The sequence below is a fragment of the Bradyrhizobium sp. USDA 3315 genome, from assembly GCF_054056795.1.
This window is the reverse complement of the sequence record NZ_JBSRYP010000001.1, coordinates 549,092-575,060: the sequence shown is the minus strand read 5'-3', so window position 1 is coordinate 575,060 and position 25,969 is coordinate 549,092. Positions and strand designations below refer to the sequence as shown.

28 protein-coding genes are annotated in these 25,969 nt (G+C 65.0%); 10 read left to right on the top strand and 18 right to left on the bottom strand.

The genetic code is table 11. The features are described from left to right. Positions 1–283 precede the first annotated feature (283 nt). Both ACVIYL_RS02545 and ACVIYL_RS02540 read left to right on the top strand, forming a co-directional pair. Complete coding sequence (locus ACVIYL_RS02545; RefSeq protein WP_038380167.1) at positions 284–1,954, top strand: L-lactate permease; 1,671 nt, start codon at positions 284–286, stop codon at positions 1,952–1,954. A 155-nt stretch (positions 1,955–2,109) separates the two neighbouring features. Beyond that, positions 2,110–2,526 (top strand): META domain-containing protein, encoded by a 417-nt coding sequence (locus ACVIYL_RS02540; RefSeq protein WP_438077719.1) that lies wholly within the window; start codon positions 2,110–2,112, stop codon positions 2,524–2,526. A gap of 60 nt (positions 2,527–2,586) precedes the next feature. Here the strand turns inward: ACVIYL_RS02540 and ACVIYL_RS02535 are convergent, their stop codons facing one another. Next, positions 2,587–3,264, bottom strand: coding sequence for a hypothetical protein (locus ACVIYL_RS02535; protein WP_456777645.1), 678 nt, complete (start codon positions 3,262–3,264; stop codon positions 2,587–2,589). A gap of 207 nt (positions 3,265–3,471) precedes the next feature. On the opposite strand from ACVIYL_RS02535, the gene ACVIYL_RS02530 reads away from it, so the two are divergent. Next, positions 3,472–4,047, top strand: a complete 576-nt coding sequence (locus ACVIYL_RS02530) for a bifunctional transcriptional activator/DNA repair enzyme AdaA (RefSeq protein WP_456781770.1) — start codon at positions 3,472–3,474, stop codon at positions 4,045–4,047. Positions 4,048–4,066: 19 nt separating this feature from the next. After that, positions 4,067–4,534 carry a PaaI family thioesterase gene (locus ACVIYL_RS02525; RefSeq protein WP_057018094.1) on the top strand — a complete coding sequence of 156 codons (468 nt, stop codon included), beginning with the start codon at positions 4,067–4,069 and terminating at the stop codon, positions 4,532–4,534. Positions 4,535–4,746: 212 nt separating this feature from the next. On the opposite strand, the gene ACVIYL_RS02520 is transcribed toward ACVIYL_RS02525, so the two are convergent. Then, entirely contained in the window at positions 4,747–5,274 is a 528-nt protein-coding gene (locus ACVIYL_RS02520; RefSeq protein WP_456777644.1) for an ester cyclase, read from the bottom strand. A 248-nt stretch (positions 5,275–5,522) separates the two neighbouring features. On the opposite strand from ACVIYL_RS02520, the gene ACVIYL_RS02515 reads away from it, so the two are divergent. Next, positions 5,523–5,720 carry a hypothetical protein gene (locus ACVIYL_RS02515; protein ID WP_304498743.1) on the top strand — a complete coding sequence of 66 codons (198 nt, stop codon included), beginning with the start codon at positions 5,523–5,525 and terminating at the stop codon, positions 5,718–5,720. Positions 5,721–5,738: 18 nt separating this feature from the next. On the opposite strand, the gene ACVIYL_RS02510 is transcribed toward ACVIYL_RS02515, so the two are convergent. Next, a complete protein-coding gene (locus tag ACVIYL_RS02510; protein ID WP_456777643.1) occupies positions 5,739–6,938 on the bottom strand; it encodes a hypothetical protein in 1,200 nt (399 codons plus the stop codon). 108 nt (positions 6,939–7,046) lie between these two features. Then, the gene (locus tag ACVIYL_RS02505) at positions 7,047–7,523 is read right to left on the bottom strand and encodes a MarR family winged helix-turn-helix transcriptional regulator (protein WP_057018090.1); all 477 of its coding nucleotides are present in this window, start codon (positions 7,521–7,523) and stop codon (positions 7,047–7,049) included. 98 nt (positions 7,524–7,621) lie between these two features. On the opposite strand from ACVIYL_RS02505, the gene ACVIYL_RS02500 reads away from it, so the two are divergent. Then, positions 7,622–7,990: an antibiotic biosynthesis monooxygenase family protein gene (locus tag ACVIYL_RS02500; protein ID WP_253604289.1), complete on the top strand. Its 369-nt coding sequence runs from the start codon at positions 7,622–7,624 to the stop codon at positions 7,988–7,990. A 31-nt stretch (positions 7,991–8,021) separates the two neighbouring features. On the opposite strand, the gene ACVIYL_RS02495 is transcribed toward ACVIYL_RS02500, so the two are convergent. The 3 genes from ACVIYL_RS02495 to ACVIYL_RS02485 form a co-directional block, all read right to left on the bottom strand. Further along, the gene (locus ACVIYL_RS02495) at positions 8,022–8,312 is read right to left on the bottom strand and encodes a hypothetical protein (RefSeq protein ID WP_253604287.1); all 291 of its coding nucleotides are present in this window, start codon (positions 8,310–8,312) and stop codon (positions 8,022–8,024) included. Between the two features lie 91 nt (positions 8,313–8,403). Continuing rightward, positions 8,404–10,050 (bottom strand): chaperonin GroEL, encoded by a 1,647-nt coding sequence (gene groL / locus ACVIYL_RS02490; RefSeq protein WP_157344563.1) that lies wholly within the window; start codon positions 10,048–10,050, stop codon positions 8,404–8,406. A 175-nt stretch (positions 10,051–10,225) separates the two neighbouring features. Beyond that, positions 10,226–10,522, bottom strand: coding sequence for a co-chaperone GroES (locus ACVIYL_RS02485; RefSeq protein WP_018269780.1), 297 nt, complete (start codon positions 10,520–10,522; stop codon positions 10,226–10,228). Positions 10,523–10,840: 318 nt separating this feature from the next. On the opposite strand from ACVIYL_RS02485, the gene ACVIYL_RS02480 reads away from it, so the two are divergent. After that, entirely contained in the window at positions 10,841–11,359 is a 519-nt protein-coding gene (locus ACVIYL_RS02480; RefSeq protein ID WP_456777642.1) for a hypothetical protein, read from the top strand. Between the two features lie 233 nt (positions 11,360–11,592). Here ACVIYL_RS02480 and ACVIYL_RS02475 read toward each other — a convergent pair whose 3' ends face one another. Together ACVIYL_RS02475 and ACVIYL_RS02470 are read right to left on the bottom strand one after the other, a co-directional pair. Beyond that, positions 11,593–11,856: a hypothetical protein gene (locus ACVIYL_RS02475; protein ID WP_076827747.1), complete on the bottom strand. Its 264-nt coding sequence runs from the start codon at positions 11,854–11,856 to the stop codon at positions 11,593–11,595. A 204-nt stretch (positions 11,857–12,060) separates the two neighbouring features. Continuing rightward, positions 12,061–12,540 carry a hypothetical protein gene (locus tag ACVIYL_RS02470; protein ID WP_244558799.1) on the bottom strand — a complete coding sequence of 160 codons (480 nt, stop codon included), beginning with the start codon at positions 12,538–12,540 and terminating at the stop codon, positions 12,061–12,063. A 644-nt stretch (positions 12,541–13,184) separates the two neighbouring features. Between ACVIYL_RS02470 and ACVIYL_RS02465 the strand changes: the two genes are divergently transcribed. Further along, on the top strand, positions 13,185–13,628 hold the full coding sequence (locus ACVIYL_RS02465; RefSeq protein ID WP_083715002.1) for a hypothetical protein: 444 nt from the start codon (positions 13,185–13,187) through the stop codon (positions 13,626–13,628). Between the two features lie 901 nt (positions 13,629–14,529). Here the strand turns inward: ACVIYL_RS02465 and ACVIYL_RS02460 are convergent. Beyond that, complete coding sequence (locus ACVIYL_RS02460; protein WP_375167012.1) at positions 14,530–14,736, bottom strand: potassium channel family protein; 207 nt, start codon at positions 14,734–14,736, stop codon at positions 14,530–14,532. A 366-nt stretch (positions 14,737–15,102) separates the two neighbouring features. Further along, entirely contained in the window at positions 15,103–15,879 is a 777-nt protein-coding gene (locus ACVIYL_RS02455; RefSeq protein WP_456777641.1) for a protein phosphatase CheZ, read from the bottom strand. 309 nt (positions 15,880–16,188) lie between these two features. Here ACVIYL_RS02455 and ACVIYL_RS02450 point away from each other — a divergent pair, with 309 nt between their 5' ends. Next, positions 16,189–16,992, top strand: a complete 804-nt coding sequence (locus ACVIYL_RS02450; protein ID WP_456777640.1) for a L,D-transpeptidase family protein — start codon at positions 16,189–16,191, stop codon at positions 16,990–16,992. Between the two features lie 196 nt (positions 16,993–17,188). On the opposite strand, the gene ACVIYL_RS02445 is transcribed toward ACVIYL_RS02450, so the two are convergent. The 7 genes from ACVIYL_RS02445 to ACVIYL_RS02415 form a co-directional block, all read right to left on the bottom strand. Further along, on the bottom strand, positions 17,189–18,352 hold the full coding sequence (locus ACVIYL_RS02445; RefSeq protein ID WP_456777639.1) for an IS4 family transposase: 1,164 nt from the start codon (positions 18,350–18,352) through the stop codon (positions 17,189–17,191). 198 nt (positions 18,353–18,550) lie between these two features. Beyond that, positions 18,551–19,402, bottom strand: a complete 852-nt coding sequence (locus ACVIYL_RS02440) for a DUF2076 domain-containing protein (protein ID WP_057016664.1) — start codon at positions 19,400–19,402, stop codon at positions 18,551–18,553. Between the two features lie 136 nt (positions 19,403–19,538). Beyond that, the gene (locus ACVIYL_RS02435) at positions 19,539–20,381 is read right to left on the bottom strand and encodes a ChbG/HpnK family deacetylase (RefSeq protein ID WP_456777638.1); all 843 of its coding nucleotides are present in this window, start codon (positions 20,379–20,381) and stop codon (positions 19,539–19,541) included. Then, on the bottom strand, positions 20,378–21,424 hold the full coding sequence (locus ACVIYL_RS02430) for a glycosyltransferase family 2 protein (protein ID WP_456777637.1): 1,047 nt from the start codon (positions 21,422–21,424) through the stop codon (positions 20,378–20,380). Before ACVIYL_RS02430 ends, ACVIYL_RS02435 begins: the two co-directional genes overlap by 4 nt. Before the next feature lie 141 nt (positions 21,425–21,565). Then, a complete protein-coding gene (gene hisG / locus ACVIYL_RS02425; RefSeq protein WP_092086859.1) occupies positions 21,566–22,543 on the bottom strand; it encodes an ATP phosphoribosyltransferase in 978 nt (325 codons plus the stop codon). Further along, positions 22,540–23,709: an ATP phosphoribosyltransferase regulatory subunit gene (locus ACVIYL_RS02420; RefSeq protein WP_456777636.1), complete on the bottom strand. Its 1,170-nt coding sequence runs from the start codon at positions 23,707–23,709 to the stop codon at positions 22,540–22,542. The genes hisG and ACVIYL_RS02420 overlap by 4 nt, the downstream gene beginning before the upstream one ends. A gap of 296 nt (positions 23,710–24,005) precedes the next feature. Further along, positions 24,006–24,782, bottom strand: a complete 777-nt coding sequence (locus ACVIYL_RS02415; RefSeq protein ID WP_456777635.1) for a 16S rRNA (uracil(1498)-N(3))-methyltransferase — start codon at positions 24,780–24,782, stop codon at positions 24,006–24,008. A gap of 449 nt (positions 24,783–25,231) precedes the next feature. Between ACVIYL_RS02415 and ACVIYL_RS02410 the strand changes: the two genes are divergently transcribed. Then, complete coding sequence (locus ACVIYL_RS02410; RefSeq protein ID WP_092086865.1) at positions 25,232–25,966, top strand: hypothetical protein; 735 nt, start codon at positions 25,232–25,234, stop codon at positions 25,964–25,966. Positions 25,967–25,969: the final 3 nt, after the last annotated feature.

Here is a 25,969-nt window from a genome sequence, read left to right as displayed (position 1 = left end):
CAAAGGCCTGAAGAATCGGGACAATCGGGGTAGTCCTCGACTAAAGTCGTAGTTCTGGCATGCAAGCGTTGGCTTGTCCCGGCAATCGAGTCAATCCTAGCATGAGGACAACGGCGAGGGGCGGGGGACCTTCGATTTTTCGCGAGGATGTGAGCGATCCTTACCGATCGTTCATTCGCGAGCCGGGGCTGCAGATTTTCCGACGGACTCCCGCAATCGCACCAGTCGCGCCTGCCCGCATGCAGGCCGGCGCGCTGCATAATAATGTGGGAAGGATCCCGAGATGAACACCTGGAATCAAATCTACAACCCGCTGGGCAATGCGGCGCTGTCGACGGTCGCGGCCGCCATTCCCGTGGTCACGCTGCTGGTGCTGATCGCCAGCGGCAAGGTGAAGGCGCACATTGCGGCCATCATCGCCGTGATCGTGACCAACCTGATCACGATCTTCGTCTTCACCATGCCGGCCAACATGTCGATCCGCGCCACCCTGCTCGGCGTGATCACCGGGTTCTTCCCGATCGGCTGGATCGTGCTCAACGTCATCTTCCTCTACCAGGTCACGGTGAGGTGCGGGAAGTTCGAGCTGCTCAAGCGCGCGGTCGGCGGCGTCACCGAGGACCGGCGGTTGCAGCTGCTGTTGATCGCGTTCTCGTTCGGCGCCTTCTTCGAGGGCGCCTCCGGGTTCGGCACGCCGGTCGCGATCACCGGCGCGGTGCTGATCGGGCTCGGCTTCTCGCCGCTCGCCGCGTCCGGCCTGTCGCTGATCGCCAACACGGCACCCGTTGCCTACGGTGCGCTCGGCACGCCGATCCAGGGCCTCGCCTCGGTCACCGGGCTCGACCCCTACATCCTCGGCGCGATGGTCGGCCGGCAGCTGCCGCTGTTCTCGCTGATCGTACCGTTCTGGGTGGTGTGGGCGTTTGCCGGCTGGCGCGGCATGAAGGAGGTGTGGCCGGCGATCCTGGTCACCGGCGTGTCGTTTGCGGTCCCGCAATTCGTGATCTCGAACTACATCAATCCCTGGATCGTCGACATCGGCGCCTCGCTGATCTCGATGGGCGCCCTGATCCTGTTCCTGAAGGTCTGGCAGCCGCGGCAGCTCTGGCTGTCGCCGGCGCTGCGCGGCCGCGATGAATCGGCGGCGACGATGGCCGCCGCACCTCCGCTCGACAAGACGCCGCTGACCCAGGGCGAAATGTGGAGCGCGCTGCTGCCGTGGATCATCGTCTGCATCCTGATGCTGATCTGGGGCAACGGTGCCTTCAAGGCCTGGGCGAACGCCAACTTCGTCTGGAACTATCCGGTCCCCGAGCTCGACAAGCTGATCTTCAAGGTGCCGCCGGTGGCCGCCAAGCCGACGCCGGAAGGCGCCGTGTTCGGCTTCACCTATCTGTCGTTCACCGGCACCGGCATGCTGATCGCCGCGATTATCTCGGGTCTGTTGATGGGCTTCTCGCCGCTCAAGCTGATCGCCGAGTATGGCCGCACCATCCGCATCTGCGCGATCTCGCTGATCACGATCTCGGCGATGCTGGCGATCGGCACGCTGACCCGGCTGTCCGGCGTCGACGCCACGCTCGGCCTCGCCTTCGCGGCGACCGGCGTGCTCTATCCCTTCTTCGGCACCTTGCTCGGCTGGCTGGGCGTGGCGCTGACCGGATCGGATACCGCGTCGAACGTGCTGTTCGGCAATCTGCAGAAGATCACCTCCGAGCAGCTCGGCCTGTCGCCGATCCTGATGGCGGCGGCGAACTCCTCGGGCGGCGTGATGGGCAAGATGATCGACGCGCAATCGATCGTGGTCGCCTCGACCGCGACCAACTGGTACGGCCACGAGGGCTCGATCCTGCGCTACGTGTTCCTGCACTCGATCGTGCTGGCGTGTCTGGTCGGTCTGTTCGTGACCCTGCAGGCCTATGTCTATCCGTTCACGATGCTGGTGCTGAAATAGCGCCACGACGCGTCCATCGAACCACGGATCCCCGCGAGCGAACGACTCGCGGGGATTTGCTTTTCAGGCACATTTTCCGGCAATGCCAATCTGGCCAATCGCGCTCTGCTCCCATAGAAGGGGCCGCAGTTGCGCGTCGCATTTCGAGGATTGGCATGATTTCGATGAGGCGAGGTTTGAACGGCGGCATCGCCGCGTTGGCGCTGGTTGCCGCGGCTCTCGGCGCGGGGCCGGCGCGGGCCGAGGAGGAGTTCCCGTTCGGCTTCGTCATGACGCTCGACGCCGCGCGCATGCCGGGCTCCAAGCGGATTCCCTCGATCGAGGTCGGCGACAATGGCGAGGTGATCCTCGAGCTGTGGTGCGACGGCGGCAAGGGCCAGTTTTCGGTGGCCGGCAACACCATCGTCTTCGTTCCCGGCGCGATGGAGAACCGCACCTGCACGCCGGAGCGGGCGCAGGCGGACAAGGATCTGCTGGCGGCGCTCGGCGACATGACGGGCTGGCGGCGGCACGGTGACGAGGTGACCTTCACCGGCAGCAAGTCGCTGCGTTTCGTGATCAACAGCAACTAAAGCGTCATCGAGCGAAGCGGACGGCGGTTCGCGTCAAGCAAACGCGTCAAGACAAAACGCTCAGGGCGTTGCGATCAGTCCGCTTGCGGTGGCGACGATCCAGCGGTTGCCCCAGCGCACGATCGAATCGACCCGTCCGAGGCCGGGCACGACGTCGCCGCGCGCGGCCATCTTGACGCCTTCGGGGCCCTCGAGCACGGCGGTGCCGTCGCGGACTTCGACCACCGACCATCCCGGGATGGTGCTCGGCCGCGTCTCCGGCGCCGCCGCCGGCGCCTGCTTCGGCCCCAATGCGGCGGCCTGTGCATTCAAGGTCGTCGGCGCGGCGCCCAAGGCGAGCGGACGCGGGCTGGCCGGCGCGGTCCTCGGAATGCTGCCGGTGACGACGGGGTCGGCGTTGGACGCGGCCCGGCGCGGGCCCTCGTTCTTTCGGCTCGGCGCCACCTCCGCAATGTGCGGGACCGGCGCTTCCTTCTGGGCTACCGGCACCGGGGCGGGAGCTGCAAGGTCGTGCCAGTTGGCTCCGCCGGTCCATCCCAGCACGAAGCTTGCGGCGAGTGCGGTCGCTGCCAAGAGCGCGGTGCCGATGCGATCGGCAAACGGCTCCCGCAGCAGCAGGGCGGCGTCGTGGTTCTCGCCGGTGACATCCCAGAGGTCCGCCGTCGGTGCCGGCGAATGACCCTCCGTCACATCCGTCGGCCAGATGCTCGCAGCGTTGATCGGCTCGCGGTCTTGCATGGCGTGACCTGTGTTCGATGGCGCGAAGCATGATCCTCGAAACTAAATCGAGCCTTAATTTTCGGTGACCGAACTGCGGCGGCACGAAGTCTTTTGGTCGCAGGCCCCCGTAGATGCCCGGGTATTTTCCGCATGCAGCGGTCGTTTCCGGACGTCGTCTCCGCAAAGCGGGTCGTCGCGGCGCGCGGGCGGGGCTATAGCGGTCGCATGCTCGATTTCGCCGCACAATATGCAGCCTTTCAGCGCCGCGACCCGGCCTGGGACGGCGTCGTGTTCGTCGCGGTCAAGACCACCGGTGTGTATTGCCGCCCGGTCTGCCGGGCGCGCACGCCGCTCGCGCGCAATGTGCGGTTCTATGGCAGCGCGGCGTCGGCCGAGCGTGCTGGCTTCCGGCCCTGCCTGCGCTGCCGTCCCGAGGCGGCGCCGTTCTGCCCGGCCTGGAAGGGCACCAGGACCACCGTCGAGCGTGCCCTGGCGCTGATCGAGGAGGGCGCGCTCGACCGCGGCAATGTCGAGGCGTTGGCGGGGCGGCTCGGCGTCGGCGCGCGGCATCTGTCGCGTCTGTTCGCCGAGCATCTCGATGCCTCGCCGCTCCAGGTCGCGCTGTCGCTGCGCGTGCAGCGCGCCAAGCGCTTGATCGACGGCAGCGAGCTGCCGCTTGCGTTGGTGGCGCAGCACGCCGGCTTCTCCAGCGCGCGGCGCATGAATGCCGCATTCGCTAAACTCTACGGCCGCTCCGCCGCGTCGCTGCGGTGCAAGCGGCCAACCGTCGCGATCCAATAAACCCCGATGGAGATCGGCAATGGCCAAGAGCTACGGCACCGTCAGTGCGGAACAGAAGCTTAAGATGAGCGGCCTCGCATTCGTGCAGGGCCTCGCCAGCGGCGCATTGCCGCTCAACACCATCGCGCGGACACTCGGTTATGACGTCGCCGAAGCCGAGCGCGGCCGCGTTGTCGTCACGCTGGTGCCGACCGATGCGCATCTCAATCCGGCGGGCACCGTGCATGGCGGCCTCACCGCGACGCTGCTCGACAGCTGCATGGGGCTTGCCGTGCAGTCGACGCTCGATGCCGGCACCAGCCAGACCACGCTCGAGTTCAAGATCTCGCTGGTGCGTCCGATCACGCCCGACACCGGTCCGATCAGAGCGGAAGGCAATGTGCTCAATTGCGGCCGCCGCATCGGCACCGCCGAAGGCAGGGTCACCGACGAGCAGGGCCGGCTGCTCGCCCACGGCACGACGACGTGCCTGATCTTCCCGTCTTGACGCAAATTGCGGCGGCGAGACCGCGCCGGCACTGCATCGGGAGATACGATGCCGGCGCAGCAATATTGGAATGCCTCCAGCAAGCCTGCGGCTTAGAGACCTTCAAGTTCACCGCGCCGATCGATTGCGTTACCCGAACGCGCAGCAAACGCGTTCGGGTCATCATACATAATGCATGCGATTGTCGATGGAGCCATGCACTCCGGCCGTGCTCAGCGCGGCCCCTCCGGATATCCCGCCATGTTGTTCCAGCCGGCGGGCAGCTCGCCGCCCGGCCGCGACGCGGCTCCGTCGTTTTCGGGCAAACGAATGAGGCCGAGCTGCAGCATGGCTGTGATCGCATCTTCCTGCCCGAGCTCCTCGGCGATCCGTCCGTCCTGCACGCGCAGCACGGTGGTGCCGGCGAACGTCATCTTGCGGCCGGAGGCCGCGGGAAGTGAGCCGAGGCGGAAGTCGCTGAACGCAGGTCCTGTGTGCGTGCCGCCGCCTTCCCAGCGGCCGACGACGAGATCGCCTTCCGCGACGAGATCGCCGACGCCCCAAAAATTGAGATCCGGAAAGGCTTCGCGAAATTCGGTCATGAATTGCGTGACCGCGGCGCGGCCCTTCTTCGGTTCGTGCATCGGGTAATGCACGACAATGTCTGCTGTGGCGAGCTCGTTGATGATGCGCGGATTCCAGGGGGTGCCCCAGAACTCCTTGAACCACCGGCCTACGACGTTCTTGTTTTCCTCTGACATCTCTTCGTCTCCATTTGCGCGTTGCCGGTATCGCGACCGGCGTTCTCTCGATGCGCGCAGTGAACATTTGGAGGCGTGTCTCGCACCACCCGATTCCAGATCGGGCGTGCAGCCGGCTTTCGGGCGAGATTCCGCTTTGTCGATATGGCGCTTAGCGCCGCTTCTCAAACGTCGTCGCGCTATCGGGAAGCGGGTGGCCCGCGCAACACACGCGCGAAAACCTGTTCGCGATCACTCAGGAGAACATCATGCGCAACTTCGATGCGATCGCCGCGCTGCGTGGCGACGGACTTCGTCCCGAGCTGCGGGCGCTGCTCGATCGCGCTGCGATCGAGCCTCGTTCTGAATTGTTCGTCAGAAGCGACGGGATGCTTCAGTCCGGTCCGGACGCCACCCCGAAGGCGGTGCGCGACAACGTCGTGCCGCTGAAGACGAGGGCGGCTTAACTCACGACAGCGGCGGCCTTACCGCCACACCGACTTGTCGGCGTCCCAGCGCTGGCCCTTGAACTCCTTGAGCAGCGCGTCGATCGCGCCGTTGTCGTCCCTGGTCTCGCTGCCTTCCTCGTCGCTGCTGGAATCGTCGGACAGATTGAGCTTGGCGCCGGCGCTGTCGTCCGATGTCGAGACCGTGGGGCTCGAGACCCACAGCATCAGCCGGTCAGAGCTTCCGGGCTTGTCGGGCGAGACCAGGGCAGTGACCTCGTAATTCTGGGTGAGGCCGAGCGCCGGGTAAATCGTGCTGGGCCGCTTCAGCACCAGCTTGAGCTTGCCGGTGTTCGCGTTCCACGTCGCCGAGGCGGGCTTTGCGGCAAGCGTCTTCGCCAGCACGCCCGCGATCGCCGATGCCAGCTTGTCCTTGTTGACCTTGTCGCCCTCGCGCCAATCGGCGGCAGCAAAGCGGATGGTGCGGTCCATTTCGACCACCCCGCTGGTCCAGCCGGCCGCGGTCACGCCGGGCGCGGATTTCGCCTTGGCGAGCAGCGCGCCGGCGTGCTCGGGATCGACGGTGAGGTTGATGGTCTGCTCGCCGGAGCGCATCGCATCGCAGGTCACCGCAAGGCTGGAGGTGCCGATCTCGACGGCCTCGCCTTTTAGGCTCTTGAGGAAATCCGCCGCCGCATCGAGCTTCACCCGCACACCGATCGATTCCGGCGAAACGTCAGTGAAATCCTTCGGCTGCGGCGTGATGCCGTCCTCGGTGGCCTGGTTGTCCTGGAATTCCTTCTCGCTGAGATCGGAATTGTCCGTCGAGGCGACCTCGGTCACGGTCTGGCCGATCGTGATCTGGCCGCGGAACTCAAAACCGTCGCCGGTTTGCTTGCGGTTCAGTTTGACGGTGACCGGCTGCTTGTCGGCGACGCTCTGGGCGGTGCCGGAAAGCGTCTGGCCGCTGACGGTCAGGTTGGCGACGAAGCGGTCCTTGCGGTCGGAGCTCTTGTCGGCGGGATAGCAGACGTCGAGCACGGCCGCGGTCACGGTCTTGCCCTGGCGGGTTTCTTTCAGCACGACGTCGGCATTGCCGTCCATCAGGCCGTCGATCGAGGTGAAATAGCGCGTCTCGGGGCCATTGGCGGGAGCCGCCTTCGATTGCAGCTTCATCTGGGCGAGGGCAGGCGCCGAGGTGACGGCAAGACCGAGCAGCAGGAGCGGGAGCGCGCGCATACGATAAGTCCTCGAAGGGCAGAATCGGTTCCGTCGTAACTAGCAAACCTCCATGTCATTGGCCAAAAAAGAAGGCCGCCTAACGGCGGCCGCGCGCCGCGATCGCGGTCATGTGCGTTCGTCAGGTTCCTCGCCGCCCTCCAGTCGGCCGCGCAGCACCGTCACGACCCGGCTCACGGTTTCGAGGTCCTTCATCGACAGCCCGTCGGCGAGGCCGTTCACCCAAGGCAGCTGCAGGCGCATGGCCGCGTCGAAGCTTTGCCGCCCCTTGGCGGTCAGCACGACGAGCTGGGCGCGGCGGTGATGCGGGTTGGTTTCGAAGGCGACGAGCCCGTCCCGTTCGAGGTCGTTGACGATCCGCTGCACGTTCTGTCGGGCAGCGCCGAGGTCGCGCGCCAGCCATGCGACCGGTTGCGGGCGCTCTGTGGCGACGATGGCGCCGAGGATCTGCCAGCGCGCGCTGGTCAGCCCGAGCCCGGCCACCAGCCGGTCGCCTGATGTGAACAGCAGGCTGTTGAGCCTGAACAGGTCGGGAATCAGGGTGCTCAGGGCTTCGCCCGCCGGCGTTCGTTTTGCATTCGGCATTTGTCACCATATAAACGTATTGACATCATAATGTCAATTTTTGTATGTATCCATCAGTACGGAATGACATCGTAACACCATATCGAACGGAGCCAACCATGCCGCAGATGCGCCCCCTGGACCCCGCTTTCCCGATCGACCGCCAGCTCGCGGTCGATGCCAGCAACGTCGTGCTCGTCAACCTCTTCACGCTCGATGCGGCCGACGAGGACACGTTTCTCAAGGCCTGGCAGGACGACGCCGCCATCATGAAGCGGCAGCCGGGCTTCATCTCCACCCAGCTGCACCGCGCGCTCGGCGAGAGCCCGGCCTATCTGAACTACGCGGTCTGGGAATCGACCGCCGCCTTCCGCGCCGCCTTCATGAACCCCGAGTTCAGGGCCAAGCTCTCGGCCTATCCGGCCTCGGCGGTAGCCTCGCCGCACCTGTTCCAGAAGGTGGCGGTGTCCGACATCTGCGTCGCGTAACGGACTGTCAGGCCGTCGCGTCAAGGATCGCTCAACTGTGCACGAGCATGCCAACACCGAGCGTGGCGGCAGCGGCCAGAAACGATATGTCCAGAAACCGCAGCGGCGCTTTCGGACGATGACCGGCAGAACCGGAAATGACGTAATAGACGCCATAACCCGCGCCGAGGACGACGAACGTCAGCGTTTGCCTGAGCCAGAACATCAAGACGACCGCAAGATCATCGATGCTGTCCAGGGCATAGGCGCCGACCGCGAGCACGGCGCCGATCGCGTAGAACAGCACGAGCGTCAACGTCAGTGATTTGGCGTCGCGGGACATGCGATGATCCTTGCATCCCGATCGTAATCAAACTGCAAAAAAAGAAGGCCGCCCGGAGGCGGCCTTCGATCTCGATGGGGATGTGGGAGGCTTAGAAGCCGCCCATGCCGCCCATTCCACCCATGCCGCCGCCGCCCGGCATTGCCGGCGCTGCATCCTTCGGCAGTTCGGCGACCATGGCCTCGGTGGTCACGAGCAGACCGGCCACCGAGGAGGCGTCCTGCAAGGCGGTGCGCACCACCTTGGCGGGGTCGATGATGCCCTTGTCGACCATGTCGACATAGTCCTCGGTCTGCGCGTCGAAGCCGAAGGTCTCCGACTTGTTCTCGAGGATCTTGCCGACCACGATCGAGCCCTCGACACCGGCGTTCTCCGAGATCTGGCGGACCGGAGCTTCGAGCGCCTTGAGCACGATGTTGATGCCGGCCTGGACGTCGGCATTCGGGTTGGTGAGCCGGCCGACCGCCTTCTTGGCGCGCAGCAGCGCCACGCCGCCGCCCGGCACGATGCCTTCCTGCACCGCGGCGCGGGTCGCGTTCAGCGCGTCCTCGACACGGTCCTTCTTCTCCTTGACCTCGACCTCGGTCGCGCCGCCGACCTTGATCACCGCAACGCCGCCGGCGAGCTTGGCGAGGCGCTCCTGCAGCTTCTCGCGGTCGTAGTCCGAGGTGGTCTCCTCGATCTGCGCCTTGATCTGGCCAACGCGGGCGTCGATGTCCTTCTTCTTGCCGGCGCCCTTGACGATCGTGGTGTTCTCCTTGTCGATCACGATCTTGCCGGCGCGGCCGAGCATGTTCACCGTGACGTTCTCGAGCTTCATGCCGAGGTCGTCGGAGATCAGCTGACCGCCGGTCAGGATCGCGATGTCCTCCAGCATCGCCTTGCGGCGATCGCCGAAGCCCGGCGCCTTGACGGCGGCGACCTTGAGCCCGCCGCGCAGGCGGTTGACGACCAGGGTCGCCAGCGCCTCACCCTCGACGTCCTCGGCGAGGATCAAGAGCGGACGGCCCGACTGCACCACGGCTTCCAGCACCGGCAGCATGGACTGCAGACCGGACAGCTTCTTCTCGTGCAGCAGGATGTAGGCATCCTCGAGCTCGGCGGTCATCTTCTCGGCGTTGGTGATGAAGTAGGGGCTGAGGTAGCCGCGGTCGAACTTCATGCCCTCGACGATGTCGACCTCGGTCTCGAGCGACTTGTTCTCCTCGACGGTGATCACGCCCTCGTTGCCGACCTTCTGCATTGCCTGCGCGATCATCTTGCCGATCGCGGCATCGCCATTGGCCGAGATGGTGCCGACCTGGGCGACTTCGGACGAGGAGGCGACCGGCTTGGCGCGCTTCTCGATGTCCTTGATCACGGCCGATACTGCCGTGTCGATGCCGCGCTTGAGGTCCATCGGGTTCATGCCGGCGGCGACCGACTTGGCGCCCTCGCGGACGATGGCCTGCGCCAGCACGGTCGCGGTGGTGGTGCCGTCACCGGCGGTGTCGTTGGTCTTGGAAGCGACCTCGCGCAGCATCTGCGCGCCCATGTTCTCGAACTTGTCGTCGAGCTCGATCTCCTTGGCGACGGTGACGCCGTCCTTGGTGATGCGGGGAGCGCCGAAGCTCTTCTCGATGACGACGTTGCGGCCCTTGGGGCCGAGCGTCACCTTCACGGCGTTGGCGAGCACGTCGACACCGCGCAGCATGCGGTCGCGGGCATCTCCGGCGAATTTTACGTCCTTGGCAGCCATTGATTTGAACTCCTGTCAGTTTTGAGAGACGCGCTTGCCGTTTCCGCGCTCGTCATCGCCGGGCTTGACCCGGCGATCCATCGCCTTGGTAAGAACTCTTCGGAAGTGTGATGGATGCCCGGATCAAGTCCGGGTATGACGATGCGAGTGGTGCGGCCGCGCAGTTGAATGGCGCTTACGCCAGCACGCCCATGATGTCGGACTCCTTCATGATCAGGAGCTCCTGGTTGTCGAGCTTGACCTCGGTGCCCGACCATTTGCCGAACAGCACGCGGTCGCCGACCTTGAGGTCGATCGGGATCAGCTTGCCGGCCTCGTCGCGGCCACCCGGGCCGACGGCGACGATCTCGCCCTGGGACGGCTTCTCCTTGGCCGAGTCCGGAATGATGATGCCGCCCTTGGATTTCTCCTCGGCATCGATACGCTTGACCACGACGCGGTCGTGCAGGGGGCGGAAGGTGGATTTAGCCATGACGTTCCCTCTTGGAGGCTCGGTTTCAGGTCCGGTTCATCGGGACCGGCGTTGGATGCCGACCCGGTCGGCGCTGGGCAGGACGCCCGACGCTCTTAGCAATCGTGGTGCGAGAGTGCTAATTGTGGGCCGGGAAATATGGCTTGGCGCAGTTTCTGTCAAGCAAACGGGTTAAGGCCTTGGTGAGGCCAATATAGGATGGTGGACCAGAAACCAAATCGTAGCGATGACGTAATTTTGTCAGACGTCATTGCTCCGTCTTAAGTTTTACGCTTGGCTGCAGGACGGGTGCGGCCGGGACATAGTCGGGGGATGCATATGATCAGGTCATTCAACGCGCGATTGGTCGCACGGTTCGCGGCTGTTTCGGCGCTGACGACACTCTTGGGGGCGTGCGGCAGCATGAGCCTGCCGTCGTTGTCGTCGAACCCTGAGCCGGCGCCAGCCGAGCCGGGGGCCGCCCCCGAAATGCCCGCGAGCATCCGCGCCGATGAGATCGTCGGCCGCTGGGGTCTCGCCTCGTTCCAGAATCCCGCCGATCGCGCCCGCACCGAGGCCGCCGCGCGCGGCCAGTGCAAGCAGCCTTACGTGATCGGCGCCGGCCAGAACGGCGGCGTCATCATGCATCTGGCCGACCAGGCCACCCCGCAGGAACTGCGGCTGAAGGGTTCCCCGAGTGGCAAGAACTATATCGGCCCGCCTGGACCTGTGCCCGGCGAGCAGGACCGCGAGATCGTCTCGTTCGACGGCCGCGTCATGATCACCCGCTTCGTCGACAAGGACGCCGGGGTCCGCTACGGCAACATGGTCTACGTCCGCTGCGCCCCGAGGGCGTAACGGCGGGACTTCGAGCGATCTGCCGACATAGCGCCGCATAGTCGGCGCACACCTCTCCCCTTGTGGGAGAGGTCGGATTGCATCGTCAGATGCAATCCGGGTGAGGGGTCTCCCTCCGCGAGTGACCCTTTCGAGATTTGAGTAGGCGGCGACAACCCCTCATCCGGCGCGGATTGCATCCGCGCCACCTTCTCCCACAAGGGGAGAAGGGAAGGAGACCCGAAAACACGGCCTTATCGCCGCACGCCAACCCGATTGACGCCGCCATTCAGGTTGCCGCCCGCATTGTGACGGACCGCAGCGCGCGCCACCGGACGAGGCCTGAGCACGACGCCCGCCCGCGCCACGCAGCCTGCCGGATAACCGACATACGTGCAGTAAATCACGGCGTTGGCCGGTGCTGGACTGAGAGCGGCGCCTGCAAACCCCAACATCAGGCTCGCCGCTATTCCCGCAACCGTCACTGACTTGGTTGGAAAAATGTTCGTCCGACGCATGGTGATCCTCCTCATCGCACGTGAACTGAAGGTGATGGAGCCCGCTTCAGATGCGGCCCAAGGTATCGTCAGTGGCAAAAGGGGGAGGCGATGTTGACGTAGATCAACGCCGCGCGCGACCCGTCGCCGCGTGGGATTGATCTGCTTCATCGTGAAAGAGGGCGGCTCAGGGAGCCGCCCTCTTGCGCTGCCGTTGCGCCGGCTTCACTGACAGACGTACATGCGGCCGTCAGCCATCTTGGTCATCGTGCCGGGCTCGCAGCCGATACCATTGGCTGCCTTGTACTCCGTCCATCCGGCATATCCGTAATACGGACTGATCCTCTGGTAGGCTCGTGCCGGATAGTAGGGCTGGCCGAAGTAGGGATCCGTCTGGGCGGCATACGAATTGGTCCAATCGTTTGTGCCCCAGCCGGAATAGGCCGGCGCGGTAGCGGCGGCCGCAGCGACCGCTGCCGTAGCGGCGACACCCGCGCCCACCCCGTACCCGTACGCGGCGCGCCGGGTCTGACGACGCGCGACGCCGGCGACGCTCACGGGCGTCAGCGGCCGGCCCACACGCGCCTGGGCACTTTCGACCGACGCCGAAAGACCGCCCCGCTCGGACCAGGTGATGGAGAACAGTGTCGCACAAGCGATAGTCGAAAGCGCAATTGCAGTATTTCGGACAATTCTTTGCGTCATGTTCAATCTCCAGTGTTGAGTACTCCAGTGGCTCCGCCCCAATCAGTGATCCGGTAGCAAGGCGCACGCCATCAGCGCGATTGAAAGAAGCCCGGCGCTCATCGTCGCACCTTCAAAGACGACCTCGCGCTGTGCTTACCGGCGGTTGGCTGTCCTCACCACAAGCTCAAACGCTCGCTTCCACCACGCGCCGCTTGTTGCACTTGCGGCGATTGCTATTGCGATACGAACTGCTTGCCAATTTTTAATAGGAGGCTCTGCACGTTGGTCACACGCAGATTCCGGAAGTCCCATGCAACCGGCACCCAATGTTGGCTCCCGGCATACGCATGACAATTTCCCTCACGCAGTAATATGCACCCGCGACAACAAACCTGCCAGCGGATTTGCAACCGTCGACGCTGGCACAAGATGCATGTTGTCGAGACGGAGGATCGGACTGATTCATCCTTGTCGCGATACTGTTGATCTATGTCAAAGGTCCTGAAGTTCTTGAATGGGACGCTGGTGTCGACCACGCGCACGTCAATGCGGTCTCGTCGGCCGGTAGCCGCCTGACGCGGTGCTGAGCCATGCTTCAGCGCAGATGCGTGCCCTTGGGCAAAGAAGCCTGGCGATGTGCACAATGGCGGATGGAGCGATCCATGCCAGTGGCGCGGTATTTCCTGTATATCGGCGGAGTGCTGCTCGCGCTGCTATTCCTTCTGGATGCCACCATCCCCAATTCTCCACTGGCAAAGCAGCCCGACTCGAGTCGTCCGACCATTCGCATCCGTTCGATGGAAAAGCTGCCCGACCTTGTCGTTTACGACACCAGTCTCCCGACTATCGTTCCTGAACAGGTCGCGGAAATTCCTGCTCCAGCCGCGGCCGAAACTGTCGGGCCTTCCCCGATCGTTCGCGAGCGGGAAGCGTTTGCCCAGATGCAGAAATCCGAAATCGAGCGGCCAAAATCGTCGGGCCGCAAGGCGAGGGAAGCCAAGCCGCCTCGGAAGTATGCCCATGCCAGGAGATACGCGCCGTCACCTTATGCGCATTTTGCGGAGCGACGTCCGCGATATGGGTGGTTCGGCAACTTCATCTGGTGATCAAGTAGCATATGCCTGCGGTGAGGGGACGCATGCCTGCGAGCCTTGACGCAAGTCAAGGCCGGGCCTTTCCATCGCTATGGAGTGGAGCTGTGGTGCCTCAAAGGATTAAATGGAGGAACACAATGATCCGCTTGTTTGCTGTCTTTATCTTCGCTTTGTGTGTTGGAGCACCTGCGCAAGCCATGACACCCGCGCCGCTCCTCCAGACGGAAACAATGGCAATACCGGTGGCCGTCGGCTGCGGTCCGGGCCGGACGCGTATCAATGGTGTATGCGTAGCAAGGACGACCGTCCGTCAAACTCGCCGAGCCGTTCGCAGATGCGTGCGCTGGCAGGGAGGGGTCTGCGCCTTGTATGAATGAACGACTCTACTGGCGTTCAGGTCGCGACTGGGCGCCAGTACTGTAGTGCATCCGGTCGAATGCCGCTTCTAAATCATCCATGACAATCAGCGGCGACAATCCGTCGGGCCTGCCGTGCCTTACTGAGCTTCGAGCAACAGGACGGTCAACAGCAGGATCGGCCAGAGCGCGCTCGCGGCCAGAGTGATGCGGAGCACCACGTCACCGCTCGACGGTTCGACCCATCGACGCCTGAGCTGACGAGGCAATTTGCTCGATTGAAATGCGCGTTGTGGTTGGCGAGCCGATCCGACTTTTGCAGCGCCGATGGGAGGTGCCGCGGCTCGATGTCGCAGCAAGCTCTTCTCGTCATAGAGGACGTGATTTGACGGGTTCGGTTTTAAGCACCCGGGTGCCATGAACGATCCCTTCCATCGGGCACCTAATCTACGTCGGAAAACTTGAAGGCGATAGGGCGGTTTGTGCCAAGGGAGCGAGGCTCGGTCGCCCGAAGCCCGAAGTAGCGCGAGCCGGGTTCGCAGCGTGAAATACAAGCCTTATGAGCCCTGGTCTCTCAGTTCGAGCGTAACGAGCCTCGCCAGCAGCGTGGCCGGGTAAAGCTGGCCGATCACGCTCTCGACATTGCACAGGCTGCGCGCTAGCGGGTGCACCGGGATGATGTCCCCGTAGCCGGTAGAAGTGAGCGTGACGAAGCTGAGATAATAGACCGAGCTCGCAGGGGCTGAGTCATCCTCGAGATTCATTCCCTTGAATGCATCCGGAAACCACAACCCGAGGAAGACGAATAGCGTCCCGAAGCCGAGCCCGATCAGCAGATACGGCAGCCCGCGCCGATGATCCGATGATAGGTGACGCGACCGCGCCGGAATACGGCGTGCGCAACTCCGAGCGTGAGCGAGATGGCGAGCCAGCCGGCAGCCAGTAGGCGATGTTGTATGGCGACGGAGGATAAAGGATGCCGCGATTGGTAAGTCGCCTTGACCGATCCGACGCGTTGCGACGATCGGCTTGCGCGGAGGGCGAGGCGGCGATCCTCGCGGGAGTGCACCATCGCTCAAACAAAAACGCCGGCCCGAGGGCCGGCGTTTTTCGTGTTGATCTGACGAACCTCAGTTGAACATCGCGTCGATGTCGTCCTGCGAGGCGTGGCCGGCGTCGCCGTCGAGCTTCGGACCGTTGAGCAGGCGGGCATCGCCCTCGCGGGTGTCGACGATCGCCGGGACGTGCGACTTGATGGCGTCGACGCCGCCCCAGATGTTCATCATCTCGTTGATGTGCTGTTCGATGAACTTCATCGTCTGCATCACCTTGCTGATGCGCTGGCCGGTGAGGTCCTGGAAGTTGCAGGCCTCGAAGATCGAGACCACGCGCTCCTGAATATCTTCGCTGAGCCGCTTCTGCTGGTCGGGCGTGACGTTGTTGGCGAGCGCGGTCGCGGCCTGGTCGATCGCCTCCACCGCCTCGAGGATCTGCTGGGTGGCCTGTTCGGTGCCGCCGACCACGGCGCCAAGCTCGCCATTGACCTTGGCCATCTCCTCGCCGTTGAAGCTCTTGCCGTGCAGCACGGCGATCTCGCGCTTGGTGCGGCTGATCGCGTCGTGGATCAGGTCGAGCTCGACCTTGAGCTTCTCGCACTGTTCGACCTGCGCGCGGTAGGTCTCGAGCAGCGCGTGGGTCTCGGCGACTTCGCGGGCGACCGCGGCATCGACGCTGTCGCCGGTGCGCTGTGCCGGGGCTGCGGCCATCTGGGCGCGGATCGAGCGAAGCTCGGCCATGATCTCGCGATGCATCGGACCGAGATCGGCGCCGCCCGAAACATCCGGCTCCGGCATCACAACCTCGCCCATCGCCTGCTCGACACGAAAACGCTTGCGCTTCACTGACATGATTTCATTCCCGCCCCTTCACTGAAGTCCGTTCTAGACAGAGCGGATTTAACGTCAGGTTCACGCCGGAACCGTTTGCGCGGATAGCGCGCAAGCGCGGCGATACCGGCGATTAACCATGTCGCCACGCCGTTCACGCAAAATAAACGCTGTCAGGGAAAACCGCGCTCCATTGCCGATGTGGTGAATCGAAACGGCCGATCCGTTTACCAAACCGATGCGGTTTTCATTGCTTATTGACCACGTGCAACGGCGCAAAGTCGGCGCCGCGCGCATCACGTCACGACGAAACCAGTACAGAGTACGTCGATGTTCAGGAAAACCACGCTTGCGCTGCTCGCCGGCGCGTCTTCTCTTATTGCCGTTCCCCATCACGCCATGGCGATCGACGCGGCAGCGCCCGCCGGGCCCGCCGTCATCTATGCCAATCAGGGCGCTCCGCAGCCGCCGATGCGCACCGCCTATGTGCAGCCGCAGCGCTCCAACATGGGCGGCGGCTTCATCGAATTCCTGTTCGGCGATGCGCCGTCGTCGCAGGGTTATTCGCCGCAGCCGTATCAGCAGCAGCCCGGCTATTACGGCAACCGTCAGCTGCCGCCGATGGATCCGCAGCAGCAGATGCTCCGCCAGCAGGAAGAGGCCGCGGGCGATCCGGCGCAGCGCCCGTTCGATCCGAGATACGAGAAGCAACTGGTCGACTATAGCGGCAGGGAAAGCGCCGGCACCATCGTCGTCGATACGCCGAACAAGTTTCTCTATCTGGTGCAGGGCGACGGCCGCGCGCTGCGCTACGGCATCGGCGTCGGCCGGCCCGGCTTCACCTGGGCCGGCATCAAGACGATCTCGGCGAAGAAGGAGTGGCCGGCCTGGACGCCGCCGCCGGAAATGCTGGCGCGCCGTCCCGATCTGCCGCGGCACATGGAAGGCGGCCCGGAAAATCCGCTCGGCGCCCGCGCAATGTATCTCGGCTCCTCGCTCTACCGCATCCACGGCTCCAACGAGCCCTGGACGATCGGCACCAACGTCTCGTCCGGCTGCATCCGGATGCGCAATGAGGACGTCATCGACCTCTACGGCCGCGTCAATGTCGGCGCCAGGGTCGTCGTGATGTGAAGTTGTAGTCCGGATGGAGCGAAGCGAAATCCGGGACAGCGAGCCGCACGATGCGTCAACCTCCCCTTGAAAAGGGGAGGTCGCTTTGTTCAACAGAGCAAAGCGGGTGGGGATCATCTCTCTCCACGAGCAGCGGCGTTTGTGGCTGACCCCCATCCCGACCTTCTCCCTTTCAGGCAGGGGTGTCCGGGGAAATTCAGGCATAGCGGAGCTCCATCTGGTCAGGTGAGATGGTTGATTTCCGACGGCTGGGGTTGATGGGCGGAGGTTTGTCGATGGCAGCGAGGGATCGACGCGTGAGCAGGAGCTGGCCGACGAGTTCGGCGAACCTGAGCGGGAGCATTTTGATGCAGTTGGTGTGAGCGGCGATGCGCAGCAGCAGGTAGGCAATCATCGCAGCGAGCACCTGAAGGCGGATCGCGTTGTCGTTGGCGCCGAGGAACTTGCGAATATCGAGATGCTGCTTGATCCAGCGGAACAGCAGCTCGATTTGCCATCGGCTCTTGTAGAGGGCGGCGATCTCGACGGCGCTACGGGCAAGGTCGTTGGTCAGGAGTGTGATCTTGCCGCCTTTCTCGCGTCTGATCTTGATGCGGCGGAGCGGGATTGGAAGGCGCGAATCGCCCTTGCTGGTGAGCTTCACCTCGTCATCGGCAAGGATTTCGAAGCCATCCCCGTTACGCTTGCGGATGGCGCGATGCCTGAGCGAGCGAAGACGGATGCTCGTCTTCGCCCGGGTAACGAAGAAAGCCTTGCTATCATTGATCTTCTGCCACCAGTCGAAACGGCAATAGCCCTTGTCAAACACATAGGTGGTGGCGGGCTGGATTGGGGTCTGTCGGCCGATCTCGATGTCATTGACGTTCGCGGCCGTCATCTCGACGCAGGTCGGGACATCGCTCCTTGGGTCGTAGACGACATGCAGCTTCATGCCGCGGATGCGGCCGTTCCACGTCGCCCAACTGCAGACCTTGCCGAGCGGGATCGGACTGGCGTCGATCAGACGCACCATCTCCATGCCTTCACTCCGCAGCTGGCGACGCGCCATCGCCGACAGCGCCGCAAAGGTTTGCGCGAAAATGCCGATCGGACGGCGGGCATTGGCATCGGACAACGTCGAGCGCGACAGCTTGCCGGTTCCCAAGTGATAGTGATGCTGCGAATTGGCGTTGAAGCCAGTCACCACCCCGCGCAGACTGCTGTTGCCGCTAAGCTGGGCATAGATCAGCGCCACCAGCTGATCCCAGCTCCTGAACGACTTGTCGTAGGCATCCCCGTCCAGACGATCCACAACCGTCTGAAACTGCCGTCGATTGATCGGTTCAAGCAGCCTTCCAAAAATGCTACCGCGATATCGCATGCTCGGCCCTCTGTGTCTCGACAACCAGAAAAGACCGATTTGCCTCGGTCCTGCCGAGCATGCACCGCGACACAGTGAATCATTCCCCGGACACCCCTGCCTTTCAGGGGGAAGGAGAACAGCTTCTGCCCAGGCTACGACTGATCAAATGAAAACGGCCGCTCGATGGAGCGGCCGTTTGTGTTTCAGGTGAGACGCTTACGCGTAATTGCTGTCGTCACCGTCTCCGCCGCCGTCGAAGCCGTCGTCATCATTGTCGAAGTCGTCGGCGTCTTGATCATCGTCACTGTCCCGGTCGGCCTGCGCTTGGTCGAACGCGCCGGCGCGCGAGCCGCTGTCGCGGTTGGAGCCGATGTCGTTGACCCCGGCGTCGCGCGCGAGGTCGCTCGACGACTGGTCGCCGCCCCAGGGACGCGAACCGCCGCCGAGGCCGCCGGCATCGGCCATCGACTGGTGGCTGCCGCCACCCATCATGCCGCGGATGCTGGAGAGCAACAGTCCGCCGCCGACCACGCCGGCCGCGGCCGCCGCCGCCGTGCCGAGGAACGAGCCGCCACCGCCACCCGGCGCGCCGCCGAGCGCCGGCGGCTGCGGGCCGCCATAGCCCTGGCCGTAGGGTTGCGCGGGCTGGCCGTAAGGCTGGCCATAGCCGCCGCCGGCCTGCTGCATCGCCTGGCCCGAGTTCCAGACCGGGCGGCTGCCCGGATCGCGGCCGCCCATGTCGGGCGCCCGCACCGGCGGCACCGAACCATGTTGCTGGCCCTGTCCGCCGAAGATCGCATCGCGCATCGAATCAAGGAAACCGCCGCCCTGCTGCTGGGCTCCCTGCTGCTGGCCGACCGCGGCCTCGAGTTCCTGGATCCGGTCGTGGGCGCGCTTCAGCGCCTCGTCCTGCACCAGCGCGGTCTGCACCAGCGCGTAGACCGCATTCGGCGCGCTGCGCAGACCCTGCATGATCGCGGACATGGCCTCGCCGTCGCGCGGGGCATTCTCCAGCTTGGCGAGCCGGTCGAAGAGATCGTCGATCAGTTGGCGTTCTTGCGGTGTCATGGCGTTCTCCATCGCGCCGATCGAATCGGCGCGTCCGAGATGTAGGACCGGGTTTGTGGCGCAAGGAGTGGGGGCCAGAATTAAATTTATGTATGCGACAATACGACCGGATGAACCTTGTCAGGCCAATGTAACTTTATTCGAGTGTAACTTTATTCAGGGCCAGCAGCGCGGGGAAATCGTCGCCTGCCAGATAGGCATGTTCGGTCTCGCGCTGCGTCGTCAGCGGGTCGAGGCTCTTCAGCGTTTCATCGACGAAACCTGGATGGCACATCACGAGCCCGTCCTCCGGCATGCCGTCGAGGAAGCCCTGCATCAGCGCCGCGAAATCATTGCCGCGCGTAAAATCATAGGCGCCGGCGAAGGCCGGATTGAACCGCAGGCCTGCTCGCTGCGCCTTGATCCGGAATTGCGTGCTGAGCACGTTCAGCACCAGCGCCTTCGGCGCCGCCAGCTGGCGCGCCAGCGGGCCTTCGCGGCCGCACTGCCGCACCCAGGCGCCCGGCGCGCGCTCCTTCACGGCGCGCAGGAAGCCGTCGCGCACCTGCGGGAACAGCTGCGCGTGCTGGTGACCGTCGACGAAGTCGGGTGCGCGGCCGAACAGATCATGGAAGGCGTCGAGCTGCGCCAGCACCTCGGCATGGACCAGTTCGGCGTCGAGCCGATGCATCAGCCCGGCGCGCAGCAGCCGCGGGAAGGGCAGGAACATGTCGCTGTCGAGCGGGCGGAAATGCATCGTCAGCGGCCGGAACGGCGCGGTCAGCGTCACATGCAGCCCGATCGCGCAGCGCGGGCTGTTCGCCACCGACGCCGTGAGCGCGCTGGCCGCATCGCGGCCGATCGCCGGCGTCACCGTCATCACCGACGTCGCATTGAGGCGGCCGCGCTCGATCAGGTCGCGGATCGCGCGGTTGATGCCGTCGCTCAAGCCATAATCGTCAGCACACAGCCAGATCCGGCGCGGCGTATCGGTGTTCATTCCGCGGCGGTCCGCTCGGAGGCATTTTGCGCCGCGCCGCCGTCGGCGTGCTTCTCGGTGTGCTCGGCGACGAAGTAGATCGGCCGCGCCTTCAGCTCGGAGAGGATCTTGCCGATATATTCGCCGACGATGCCGATCATGATCAGCTGCACGCCGCCGATCGTCATCATGCCGATCATCAGCGACGGATAGCCGGGGACCTGCTTGCCGGTGGTCAGCACTTCCCACAGGATCGAGAGGCCGAACAGGAACGCCGCGCCGGCGAGCAGCGCGCCGAGCAGGCTGGCAAAGCGCAGCGGCGCCACCGAGAACGAGGTCAGGCCCTCGATCGACAGGCCGATCAGCCGGCCGGCGTTGAAGGTGGTGACGCCGTGCGCGCGCGGCGCCGGCTCGTAGTCGACGCGGATCTGCCTGAAGCCGATCCAGCTGGCGAGGCCCTTGAAGAAGCGGTTGCGCTCCGGCAATTGCCGCAGGGCCGCGGCCGCGCGCGGCGACAGCAGGCGGAAGTCGCCGGCATCCTCCGGGATCTGCTGCCGGGCGCCCCAGTTGATCAGCGCGTAGAAGCCGCGCACGGCCAGCCGCCGCGCGGCCGATTCATTGTCGCGATGCGCCTTCGCCGTGTAGACCACGTCGTAGCCGTCATCGATCCAGTGTGCGACCAGTTGCTCGACGAGCGTCGGCGGATGCTGGCCGTCGCCATCCATGAACAGCACCGCGCCGCGGCGGGCGTGGTCGAGGCCGGCCATCAGCGCCGCCTCCTTGCCAAAATTGCGCGACAGCGACACCACCTGCAGGTCGAGCCCGTCGGCGGGCAGGCCGCGCGCGATCGTCAGCGTGTTGTCCGCGCTGCCGTCATCGACATAGACCACCTCGCAGGCGAGGCCGTAGCGGGCGCGCAGCGTCTTGGCGAGGTTGATCAGCCGCTCATGCAACGCAGCAAGCCCGGCCGCCTCGTTGTAGACGGGAACGACGATCGACAGACCCTGCCCGGCGGCGGTCTTGGCGGTCGTGGTCAGGCTGGAAACGTCAGAGCCCAGCATCATCGATCAGGTTCCAGAACTAGAGCGTTTTCGAGCGAAATGGCCTTCCGCCTCGCACGAAGAAACCGCGTCAAAACGAGAGATCCCTCGAACACAATATGGTACCGCAGGGTAGCTGTCGCCAACATGAACGGCGTGGCCGCCTCATTGTCGCAGGAACGCCTCGAGCCTGGCGAACAGCGGGTTCTCGCGGTCGAACACATAGTCCAGCGACACCACCGACACGGTTTCGGCGCCGTGCTCGCGCAGGAAGCTGCCGAGCGCGTAGAGCTTGCCCGGTGGGCAGTGCAGCGTAAGCATGCCCGACGAGGTCGGGCCGCCGAACGGGGCGACCACGCCGAAGCGGTTATGCGCCTCGGAGAGCAGCGCATCGTTGCAGCCGGCGAAGCGGGTGCGGACCTCGCGATACTTGCTGGCGCGGGCGCGCGCCGCGATATGGTCGAGGATCACGCGCGCGGTCTCGCGGGCGCCCTTCGACCAGTCGGCATCCTTCGACGCCACCAGATTGGCCTGGCTGCGCAGCATGACGCCGTCGTCGAGCACCTTGAGCCCGTTGGCGGCGAGCGTCGCCCCGGTCGTCGTGATGTCGACGATCAGTTCGGCGGTTCCGGCGGCGGGCGCGCCCTCGGTGGCGCCGGCGCTTTCGACGATGCGGTAGTCGCCGACGCCGTGTTTGGCAAAGAAGCCGCGCGTCAGATTGATGTATTTGGTCGCCACCCGCATGCGGTGATTGTGCTGCTCGCGGAAGCCGGACGCGACGTCGTCGAGATCGGCCATGGTGCGGACGTCGATCCACGCCTGCGGCACCGCGACCACGACATTGGCAAAGCCGAAGCCGAGGCCTTCGATCATCAGCACGCGCTTGTCGGCATCGGGAATGCTCTCGCGCACCAGGTCCTCGCCGGTGACGCCGAGATGCACCGAGCCGCGAGCCAGATTGGCCGCGATCTCGCTCGCCGAGAGATAGGCGATCTCGACATTGTCGACGCCGGCGATGGTGCCGCGATAGTCGCGGGCGCCGCCGGCCTTCGACAAGGTCAGCCCGGCGCGGGCGAAGAAGCTTTCGGCGTTTTCCTGCAGCCGCCCCTTGGAGGGAACGGCGACGACGAAGGGCGTGCTCATTGGGCGGCTCCGAAGGAGGAGATGGCCTGGCCATGCCGGGTCATCGCCTCGATCCAGACCGAGAAGCCGACCGCGGGGATCGGGCTCGCCGAGCCGAGCTGCGTCATCAGCCCGTCATAGCGCCCGCCGGCGACCAGCGGTTCGGCGCCGTTGCCCTTGGCGTGCAGCTCGAACTCGAAGCCGGTGTAATAGTCGAGGCCGCGGCCGAACGCGGTGGAGAACCGGGTCTTTCGGATGTCGATGCCGCGCGCGGCCATGAAGCCGATCCGGCTCTCGAGCTGGTCGATCGCGGCGGCAAGGTTCAGCTTGGCCTCGCCAGCCAGCGCGCGCAATTGCGCGACCGCGTCGTCGGGATCGCCCGCGATCGCCAGGAAGCGCTTGATGGTCGCGACCGCATCGCGCGGCAGCGCGCCGCCCTTCAGCGTCGATTGCTCGAGGAAGCGGTCGGCGATCTCGGCCACCGTGCGGCCGCCCACATTAGTGGTGCCGGCGATCGACATCAGATCGGTGACCAGCGCCAGCGCCGCCTTGCGGTCGGAGCCGGCCAGCGCAGCGAGCACGCCCTCATATTCGTTGCGGCCCGGTGCCGTCTTGAGCGCCAGCTGCTCGATGTCGTCGGTCAGCGAGACCTTGCGGTTGAAGTCCTTGATCAGCCGGCGCCGCCACACCGGATAGAGGTCGAGCGCATCGATCAGCGCGTTGAACAGCGCGACGTCGCCGGTGCGGATCTCGACGTCCTTCAACCCGAACGCCGTGGTCGCCTCCAGCGCCAGCGCCAGCATCTCGGCATCGGCCGCGGCGCGGTCCTGCCGTCCGAACGATTCGATGCCGGCCTGCAGGAACTGGCTCGGCGCGCCGCCGCGATAACGGAACACCGGGCCGAGATAGCTGAAGCCGGCGGGCTGGCCGGCGCGGGCAGAGGCGAGGTAGTCGCGCGCCACCGGGATCGTGAGGTCCGGGCGCAGGCAGAGCTCCTCGCCGCTCGGGTCGGTCGTCAGGTACAGGCTCTTGCGGATGTCCTCGCCGGAGAGATCGAGGAACGGCTCGGCGGGCTGCAGGATCGCGGGCTCGGACCTCTGATAGCCGGCCTGCGCGAACGAGGCCAGCAGCGCATCCGCCCAGACGGCGGATCCGGCGGCGGATCGTGGTGCGGCGGCTTCGGTCATCTCGACGTCCAATAGCTCCGGACCAGGTTCCGGTGCGGGTTCCAAGGGTGGTTCGGGGCAGCCCTTACCATAGCCGGATCGGGGTTTCGACAGCGATCGGCCAAGTGGCTTAATGATTGCGTGCGTTAACGATTTTGCGACGGCTTGGCTAGGGGCAGATGTTTGCCCTCGGCTTTCATCGGGCAAACGAGCTGCAGGTTCCGTCATCCTGAGGCGCGAGCGCAGCGAGCCTCGAAGGATCGACGGCCACCAGCCGGGCCGTGCATCCTTCGAGGCTCGCCGAAGAGGCTCGCACCTCAGGATGACGGGGAGGGAGTGTGTGGCCCATTTCCTCGCCAGTCCCCCAGTGCCGCCTGCACCAGCGCCAGCGCGGCGACGGCGGCGGTGTCGGCGCGCAGGATGCGCGGGCCGAGGGCGAGGCGGAGGATGGCGGGCTGGCGCAGCAGCAGCGTGCGCTCCTCCTCGGCAAAGCCGCCTTCCGGGCCGATCAGGACATCGATCCCGGCATTCGCAGCCGTTGCCGCCGCCAGCGCCTGCACCGGGCTTTCGACCTCGGCCGCCTCGTCGCAGAACACCAGCAGCCGCGCCGGATCGCGCCCCGCCAGGAAACGTTCGAGGGGCAGGGGATCGGCGACTTCGGCGAGCGAGATGATCCCGCATTGCTCGGCGGCCTCGACCGCATTGGCGCGCATCCGCTCGCCGTTGACCCGCGACACCTGGGTGAAGCGTGTCAGCACCGGCACCAGCCGCGCGGCGCCCATCTCGACCGCCTTCTGCACCATGTAGTCGAGCCGCGCATGCTTCAGCGGCGCGAACACATAGGTGACGTCGGGCAGGCGGTCCTGTGGGCGGGTCTGTGCCGCGACCGTCAGCGTGTCGGGGCGCTTGCGGCCGGAAATCTCGGCGCGCCATTCGCCGTCACGCCCGTTGAACACCAGCACGCTGTCGCCGGCGCCGAGCCGCAGCACGTTGCCGAGATAGTTGCTCTGATCGCGTTCGAGCGGAACGGTTGCGCCGGCGCCGAGCGGGGCGTCGACAAACAGGCGGGGGCTGCGGAAATCGAGTTCAGGCATATCCGAGGCGGCTTCAGTGCGGTGTGGCCAGTTTACCAAACCGCGCGACACCGTAATCCCGCGGACTCCTCAGGAACTCGCCAGCCAGGTAATATTGAGCGTCGATATATTGCTTCTGTCACCAAGTCATTTCTTTAGTCCAAGGGGCCGCTTGCACGCGGTCCCTTTTGTTGTTCGGTCGCCCGCGGCGTCGGCCCATGAATCCAAACCGGGGCCTTACCGAAAATCCTGTTCAGGCAAATTTGATGGTCCATTTTACCGCCGTTCGTAGCCTAAAGGCTTAGAATCGGGGAACAATTTAATATGGCCGGTGTGGCCCTACGCCGCGCTGTCGCCCAAATCCACGGGTTGTTAAGGCCTCACAGGAATCGTAAAACGCCCCCAAAATTCGTTGCTTCGTTTTTGTTGCGCTGGGGTTGCCTGGACCTTTTGCCGGAGAAACACCCTCGATGATCCGCCGTCTGATCGTGCTGACCGTTGCTGCGACCGCCCTGTCCGTGGGGCAAGCCGCCGCGCAGAGCGCCTTTCCGGCCCCGTTGCCCAATCAGGCCGGTAAGGCCGGCACCGCGTCCGACCCCGCGTTTCCGCCGGTCAATGGCATGCGTCCAAGCCAGGCCGGAACCGCCTCGGATTCCGCATTCCCGCCGGTCAACGGCGCGCCGGCGGCCAGGGTCGGTGCCACGCCGTCGGCATTTCCGAGCAGTGGCGCGGCCCCCATCGCCGGCGGCGGGCTGTCGTCGCCGCCCCCGCCGGGTGCGGGTGGTGGTGGTGCCGCCGACGCCTGCATGAAGAATTTCACGCCGCTGCGCGAGGATGCGGAGAAGCGCGGCAAGGCGATCAAGGCGGCGAGCGATCGCCACGCCAGCCCCCAGGAGGCCTGCAAGCTGATCGGCAATTACAGCCAGGCCGAGATCAAGATGATCAAATATGTCGACACCAATGCGCAGAAGTGCGGAATTCCGCCGCAGATCGCCGACCAGCTCAAGGCCGGACACAAGAATACCGAAGCGCTGCTGAAGAAGGTCTGCAATGTCGCGGAGCAGGCGGCGGCGCAGCCGCGTGGGCCAGCGGGGCCGAGCTTGAGCGACGTGCTCGGTTCGTCCGCCTCGCTGCCGGAAGCGACGCCGACCAAGAAGGGCGGCAGCACCTTCGATACGCTGAACGGCAACGTCCTCACCCGTTGATGG

Bases quoted from the DNA above. Each gene is read 5' to 3' on its own strand.
- ACVIYL_RS02545 (WP_038380167.1), top strand. From the start codon at position 284: ATGAACACCTGGAATCAAATCTACAACCCGCTGGGCAATGCGGCGCTG.
- ACVIYL_RS02540 (WP_438077719.1), top strand. From the start codon at position 2,110: ATGATTTCGATGAGGCGAGGTTTGAACGGCGGCATCGCCGCGTTGGCG.
- ACVIYL_RS02535 (WP_456777645.1), bottom strand. From the start codon at position 3,264: ATGCAAGACCGCGAGCCGATCAACGCTGCGAGCATCTGGCCGACGGAT.
- ACVIYL_RS02530 (WP_456781770.1), top strand. From the start codon at position 3,472: ATGCTCGATTTCGCCGCACAATATGCAGCCTTTCAGCGCCGCGACCCG.
- ACVIYL_RS02525 (WP_057018094.1), top strand. From the start codon at position 4,067: ATGGCCAAGAGCTACGGCACCGTCAGTGCGGAACAGAAGCTTAAGATG.
- ACVIYL_RS02520 (WP_456777644.1), bottom strand. From the start codon at position 5,274: ATGTCAGAGGAAAACAAGAACGTCGTAGGCCGGTGGTTCAAGGAGTTC.
- ACVIYL_RS02515 (WP_304498743.1), top strand. From the start codon at position 5,523: ATGCGCAACTTCGATGCGATCGCCGCGCTGCGTGGCGACGGACTTCGT.
- ACVIYL_RS02510 (WP_456777643.1), bottom strand. From the start codon at position 6,938: ATGCGCGCGCTCCCGCTCCTGCTGCTCGGTCTTGCCGTCACCTCGGCG.
- ACVIYL_RS02505 (WP_057018090.1), bottom strand. From the start codon at position 7,523: ATGCCGAATGCAAAACGAACGCCGGCGGGCGAAGCCCTGAGCACCCTG.
- ACVIYL_RS02500 (WP_253604289.1), top strand. From the start codon at position 7,622: ATGCCGCAGATGCGCCCCCTGGACCCCGCTTTCCCGATCGACCGCCAG.
- ACVIYL_RS02495 (WP_253604287.1), bottom strand. From the start codon at position 8,312: ATGTCCCGCGACGCCAAATCACTGACGTTGACGCTCGTGCTGTTCTAC.
- groL (WP_157344563.1), bottom strand. From the start codon at position 10,050: ATGGCTGCCAAGGACGTAAAATTCGCCGGAGATGCCCGCGACCGCATG.
- ACVIYL_RS02485 (WP_018269780.1), bottom strand. From the start codon at position 10,522: ATGGCTAAATCCACCTTCCGCCCCCTGCACGACCGCGTCGTGGTCAAG.
- ACVIYL_RS02480 (WP_456777642.1), top strand. From the start codon at position 10,841: ATGATCAGGTCATTCAACGCGCGATTGGTCGCACGGTTCGCGGCTGTT.
- ACVIYL_RS02475 (WP_076827747.1), bottom strand. From the start codon at position 11,856: ATGCGTCGGACGAACATTTTTCCAACCAAGTCAGTGACGGTTGCGGGA.
- ACVIYL_RS02470 (WP_244558799.1), bottom strand. From the start codon at position 12,540: ATGACGCAAAGAATTGTCCGAAATACTGCAATTGCGCTTTCGACTATC.
- ACVIYL_RS02465 (WP_083715002.1), top strand. From the start codon at position 13,185: ATGCCAGTGGCGCGGTATTTCCTGTATATCGGCGGAGTGCTGCTCGCG.
- ACVIYL_RS02460 (WP_375167012.1), bottom strand. From the start codon at position 14,736: ATGAATCTCGAGGATGACTCAGCCCCTGCGAGCTCGGTCTATTATCTC.
- ACVIYL_RS02455 (WP_456777641.1), bottom strand. From the start codon at position 15,879: ATGTCAGTGAAGCGCAAGCGTTTTCGTGTCGAGCAGGCGATGGGCGAG.
- ACVIYL_RS02450 (WP_456777640.1), top strand. From the start codon at position 16,189: ATGTTCAGGAAAACCACGCTTGCGCTGCTCGCCGGCGCGTCTTCTCTT.
- ACVIYL_RS02445 (WP_456777639.1), bottom strand. From the start codon at position 18,352: ATGCGATATCGCGGTAGCATTTTTGGAAGGCTGCTTGAACCGATCAAT.
- ACVIYL_RS02440 (WP_057016664.1), bottom strand. From the start codon at position 19,402: ATGACACCGCAAGAACGCCAACTGATCGACGATCTCTTCGACCGGCTC.
- ACVIYL_RS02435 (WP_456777638.1), bottom strand. From the start codon at position 20,381: ATGAACACCGATACGCCGCGCCGGATCTGGCTGTGTGCTGACGATTAT.
- ACVIYL_RS02430 (WP_456777637.1), bottom strand. From the start codon at position 21,424: ATGATGCTGGGCTCTGACGTTTCCAGCCTGACCACGACCGCCAAGACC.
- hisG (WP_092086859.1), bottom strand. From the start codon at position 22,543: ATGAGCACGCCCTTCGTCGTCGCCGTTCCCTCCAAGGGGCGGCTGCAG.
- ACVIYL_RS02420 (WP_456777636.1), bottom strand. From the start codon at position 23,709: ATGACCGAAGCCGCCGCACCACGATCCGCCGCCGGATCCGCCGTCTGG.
- ACVIYL_RS02415 (WP_456777635.1), bottom strand. From the start codon at position 24,782: ATGCCTGAACTCGATTTCCGCAGCCCCCGCCTGTTTGTCGACGCCCCG.
- ACVIYL_RS02410 (WP_092086865.1), top strand. From the start codon at position 25,232: ATGATCCGCCGTCTGATCGTGCTGACCGTTGCTGCGACCGCCCTGTCC.